This window comes from Rhizobium sp. PRIMUS64 (assembly GCF_023006465.1).
In the GTDB taxonomy this organism is placed as follows: Bacteria; Pseudomonadota; Alphaproteobacteria; order Rhizobiales; family Rhizobiaceae; genus Rhizobium; species Rhizobium leguminosarum.
The window spans coordinates 1-4,640 of sequence record NZ_JALBGX010000243.1 but is presented as its reverse complement, the minus strand read 5'-3'; the positions used below and the strand labels follow the sequence as shown (position 1 = coordinate 4,640).

Here is a 4,640-nt window from a genome sequence, read left to right as displayed (position 1 = left end):
TTCAGCGGCATGCCGGGGCCGGTATCATCCACCGTGATGCTGACGACGCTGCCGACGCGCTGGGCGGAGACGGTAATGCGCCTGACGGAGCCCGGGCCGCCCTCGCCCGGCGACGTCAGCGCCTGCAGCGCGTTGCGGCAAAGATTGTGGATGACGCGGAAAAGCTGTTCGCCATCGGCATCGACCTCAAGCTCGGCGCCGATCTGCTCTGCGAATTCGATGCCGCTGAGCGGATCGATCGCCAGCATGTCCTTGACGTCCTGGGTCAGTTCCAAAAGGCGGATATGACGGCGGCGCGGCGCGGATTCGCTCGCCTTGCCGTAGGACAGCACCTCGGTGGTATAACCGACGGCGCGGTCGATGGTGCGCAAGAGCTTCGGAGCGAAGCTCTTGACCATCGGGTCATCGACATCGACCAGCCGGTCCGACATCAGCTGCGCCGACGCCAGGATATTGCGCATGTCGTGATTGATCTTGGAAACGGCAAGGCCGAGAGCGGCAAGATTCTTCTGCTGCTTCAGCGTCTTTTGCAGCTCCATTTGCATCGAGGTGAGGTTGCGGCCGGCGACCGCCAGTTCGTCGCGGCCGCCGTCGCCGATATAGATATGGGCCGGATTGTCGGGATCGGACGAGAATTGCTGCATGCTGCCGGTCAGCCGGCGGATCGGGCCGATAAGGATGCGGTTGATCGCAAAGAAGATCAGCGTCGCCGTGAACAGCGAGATCAGCACCGACAGCAACAGGACATTGCGGGAATAGACGAACATCGCCCTGCGCAGCGGCCTGTCCTTCATCACCACCTCGACGCCGGTGTTGGTGTCGCCGACGGGACCATAGACGCGGATCATCCTGCTGCCGCCGAAGACGAGTGTGTCGAGCGCATCGCGGATTGCCGTTACCGGCGGCACGTCGGTGAGATCGTAGGATTCGTCGACCGAGGTCGGCATATCGGTCGTCGCCAGCAGCCGCGAGGTGCCGTCCTTGCGCAGTACGATCGCCTTGGTGCCGGTCGCCTCCAAGGTCTCTTTCTGCAGCGCGCGCGGCAGCTCGACCGGCTGCAGCCCATCGATGACGATCGCCGCGGCAGCGGCCGTATTCAGCCTATCCTGCAGCCAGCGCACGCGCATGCTGGCGACCGAGGGAAAGAAGATCAGGATTTCGGCGAGCATGATAAAGACGACGGTGAGCCAGAGCAGCTTGCCGGAAAGGCCGCCGAACAGGCCAGCAGACGGGCACGGCGTCCTTGCAGCCTCGCCGGCCGCCGGGTTTTCCGCCGAGGGATTATCGCCCTGATCTTGGTTCGGCATTCTGGTCTCGCCCGATCGGCAGCATTTCAGCCGCCCTTACCGCTGAGCTCTATATTAGACCAAGATGCTCCGCTTTCAAATCTTTGCGAGCAGCGTCATGTCGCCACAAGAAAACGCCGCCCGAAGGCGGCGTTCGAAGGCGCGTGATCGGTAAAGCTTAAAACTCTTCCCAGCTCTGCTCGGCTGCGGCCGCATTGCCGCCGAAGGCGCGGGCAACCTTGGCGATCGCCCGGCGGGCCGGCGAGGCAACCGGTCTTTGCGGCTCGTTGCGGACAAGCGCCACAGCTGCCGGCGCATCATCCGACAGTTTGAAGCGGGCAATGAGGCGCACCAGTCCACCGGCTTCGGCCGAAAGCCTGTGCGTGGCGGCAGAGGTCTCTTCCACCATCGCAGCATTCTGCTGTGTCACCTGGTCCATCTGGTTGACGGCGGTATTGACCTCCTTGAGGCCGGTCGACTGTTCGGTCGCAGCCGTCGCGATCGAATGGATATGGTCGTTGATGGCGATAACGCGGGTGCCGATTTCGGCCAGCGCCTCGCCGGTCGCCTGGACCAGCTTGACGCCAACCTGCACCTCGTTGCCCGACTTGGTGATCAGCGCCTTGATGTCCTTGGCAGCCGTTGCCGAACGCTGGGCGAGTTCGCGCACTTCCTGCGCCACCACCGCGAAGCCCTTTCCGGCATCGCCGGCGCGTGCGGCCTCGACGCCGGCATTCAGCGCAAGCAAGTTGGTCTGGAAGGCGATCTCATCGATGACATTGATGATCTGGCTGATTTCGCGCGAGGCCTGCTCGATGCGGCCCATGGCCTCGACGGCATTGCGCACGACGACGCCGGAGCGGCCGGCATTCTCCTTGGCTTCGGAGACCATGATGGTGGCTTCATGCGCCCGCTCGGTGGAATTCTGGACGACGGCGGTGATCTCGTCGAGCGCCGCCGAGGTCTCTTCGAGGGCGGCTGCCTGCTGCTCGGTGCGCTTCGACAGGTCGTCGCTGGCATTGCGTAGCTCGGCGGTGTTGCCGTTCATCGCTTCCGTCGTCTCGCGCACTTCGCGCATCGTCGCCTGCAGGGTGACGAAAGTATTGTTGACGTTCTGCTGCAGCTCGGCGAAGGCGCCCTGGAAGTTGCCGCTCATCGTCTGGGTGAGGTCGCCTTCGGCAAGGCTTGCGATGACCCGGCGGGTCTCGCCGATGCCGGCATCGACGCTCGACAGCAGCGTGTTGATGTTGCCGGCGAACTGGTTGAGGTTGTCGTCCTCGTAGTCCTTGCTGATGCGGTGGCCGAAATCGCCGGCCGCAGCCGCAGCCACGACGACGGACATGCTCGACTGCAGGTCGTCGCTCTTGGCGCGCATCGCCGCTTCCTGGGCGTTCAAGCGCTTGACGGCGAGGCCGTTCGCCTTGAAGACCGCAACCGCTGCGGCCATCTCGCCGATTTCGTCCGGACGGCCGGCAAAGGGGACCTCGGCGTCGAAATTGCCATCGGCGACTTCCTTGATCGCATGGGTGACGCGCTTGATCGGGCGGCTGAGATGGCTGGTGCCGATATAGAAGCCCATGCCGATGCCGACCGCGATACCGATGCCGGTGATGCTGAGCACGAGCATAAGCACCTGGGAGCGGAAGCTCTCGATCTCGGCGTTGACGGTTTCCAGTGCTGCCTTGTCGGTGGCGACGACGGCATCGATTTCCGCCTGGAACGCCTTGCGGTTGGCGCGGTTGGCGTCATTGTTGCCCTGTTGGCCGGCGGCTTCGGGGCCGACTTCCGTGCCGAGGCGGGCGGTCTCCGTGCGGAAGGTGCGGAATTCCGCGGCGCGGGCGACAAGCTTGGCAAAATCGGCCTTCTGGCTCTCGGGAACGAGCGGCGCCCAGCCCGAGATGACCTTGTCGATCTCGTCGAGGTCGGCCATCAGGCCCTTGGCGAAATTCGGCGTATCCTTGATCGTCTTGGCCGCATAGATGCCGCGCGATTCCATGACCACCGCCGTGACGAAACGGTTGAGCCGTTCGCCGGCATAGGCGCGGGCGGCGGCGTGCTCGTAAGCCGTCAGGTTGCGACTGTATTCGTGCATGGCCGACAATGCCGTTGCGCCGATCAGAAGTGCGACCGCGCCCATCACGCAAACCAGCAGATTTATTTTGCCCCGGATCTTCAATGCAATGCTCCTACCTACGCCACTGCCTGGAAAGCAAATTCCCAGTCGATGGTTGAATATCGGCGAAATTTATTAAAGTTAGATTTCTAATATTTACGATTATGGCTTCGGAAATGATCCGTGCCGAATGCGGTCGGGCGGCGTAAACGCCTGAAAACCGGGGCGATCGATCTGCCGCGGCGCAAAACTACAACCACTCAGGGCATGCCTTATTTCTTAACACCAGAGTGCGAAATTACTTTCGAGGCCGGCAGTGCAGAGTGAAATTATCCGGCATAATTGACTTTTGCGGGCTTCATCCTTATAAGCCCGCGCACGTTCGGTCACTCAAGCCTTTCATGGCCCGCCCGTTCGAAAAACAACGCTCCTTGCATTATGCAAATTCAAGAAGGGCCGCACTCCGCGGTGTTTAAAATAAATGAAGCGTACCTACCAACCATCCAAGCTTGTTCGCAAGCGTCGCCACGGTTTCCGTGCCCGCATGTCCACGAAGGGTGGCCGCAAGGTCATCGCAGCCCGCCGCGCGCAGGGCCGCAATCGTCTGTCGGCGTAAGGCCGGGTAGCCCGGTAAGAGATGGCGGGCGAATTGACGACCAGTGAGAAGAAACACACTGTCGGGCGGCTGAAGAGCCGCCCGCAGTTTCTTGCCGTACGCGAGGGCGAAAAACGCCGGGGCGGCCTCTTCCTTCTCGAAGTCCTCGACCGGAAGGAACCCGACAGCCAGGCACGCGTCGGTTTTACAGTCACCAAAAAACATGGCAACGCGGTCGAACGGAACCGCATGCGCCGCCGCCTGAAAGAGGCGGTGCGGCTTCATGCGGGGTTTGCAATGCAGCCCGGACACGACTATGTGGTTGTCGCGCGCAGGGACGTGCTTGACGCGTCCTTCCAGGAATTGGCCGCGGAACTGAAATCCCGCGTGGAAACCAGGCCGAAACACCGGCGCTCCGGAGACGGACGCCCCAGGAACGTATGATGGAAAACAACCGCAATTACTTCATTGCGATCGCTCTCTCGGTGCTGATCGTCCTCGGCTGGCAGTTTCTCTATATGAATCCGCGCATCGAGGCCCAGCGCAAGGCGCAGGAAGCCCAGAAGGCGCAGCAGCAGACCGAGCAGGTGCAGCAGCCGGCAGCAGGCGGCGAGACGCCGGCCCAGCCGAGCGGTACGGCCCCTTC

5 protein-coding genes and 1 pseudogene are annotated in these 4,640 nt (G+C 62.4%); 4 read left to right on the top strand and 2 right to left on the bottom strand.

Annotation, left to right across the window (positions count from 1 at the left end; genetic code table 11):
• Both MOV76_RS38435 and MOV76_RS38430 read right to left on the bottom strand, forming a co-directional pair.
• The coding region (locus MOV76_RS38435) for a HAMP domain-containing sensor histidine kinase (protein WP_247266523.1) at positions 1 to 1,307 on the bottom strand (1,307 nt) is incomplete at its 3' end.
• A gap of 157 nt (positions 1,308 to 1,464) precedes the next feature.
• Positions 1,465 to 3,462: a methyl-accepting chemotaxis protein gene (locus MOV76_RS38430; RefSeq protein ID WP_018447743.1), complete on the bottom strand. Its 1,998-nt coding sequence runs from the start codon at positions 3,460 to 3,462 to the stop codon at positions 1,465 to 1,467.
• 120 nt (positions 3,463 to 3,582) lie between these two features.
• On the opposite strand from MOV76_RS38430, the gene MOV76_RS38425 reads away from it, so the two are divergent.
• From MOV76_RS38425 to MOV76_RS38410, 4 genes and pseudogenes are all read left to right on the top strand, one after another.
• A complete protein-coding gene (locus MOV76_RS38425) occupies positions 3,583 to 3,726 on the top strand; it encodes a hypothetical protein (RefSeq protein WP_247266522.1) in 144 nt (47 codons plus the stop codon).
• A 154-nt stretch (positions 3,727 to 3,880) separates the two neighbouring features.
• Complete coding sequence (gene rpmH / locus MOV76_RS38420) at positions 3,881 to 4,015, top strand: 50S ribosomal protein L34 (protein ID WP_003545006.1); 135 nt, start codon at positions 3,881 to 3,883, stop codon at positions 4,013 to 4,015.
• A gap of 21 nt (positions 4,016 to 4,036) precedes the next feature.
• Positions 4,037 to 4,438 carry a ribonuclease P protein component gene (gene rnpA, locus MOV76_RS38415; protein ID WP_018068735.1) on the top strand — a complete coding sequence of 134 codons (402 nt, stop codon included), beginning with the start codon at positions 4,037 to 4,039 and terminating at the stop codon, positions 4,436 to 4,438.
• Positions 4,438 to 4,640, top strand: a pseudogene (locus MOV76_RS38410) (membrane protein insertase YidC); the annotation flags it as partial. The gene rnpA and the pseudogene MOV76_RS38410, both read left to right, overlap by 1 nt.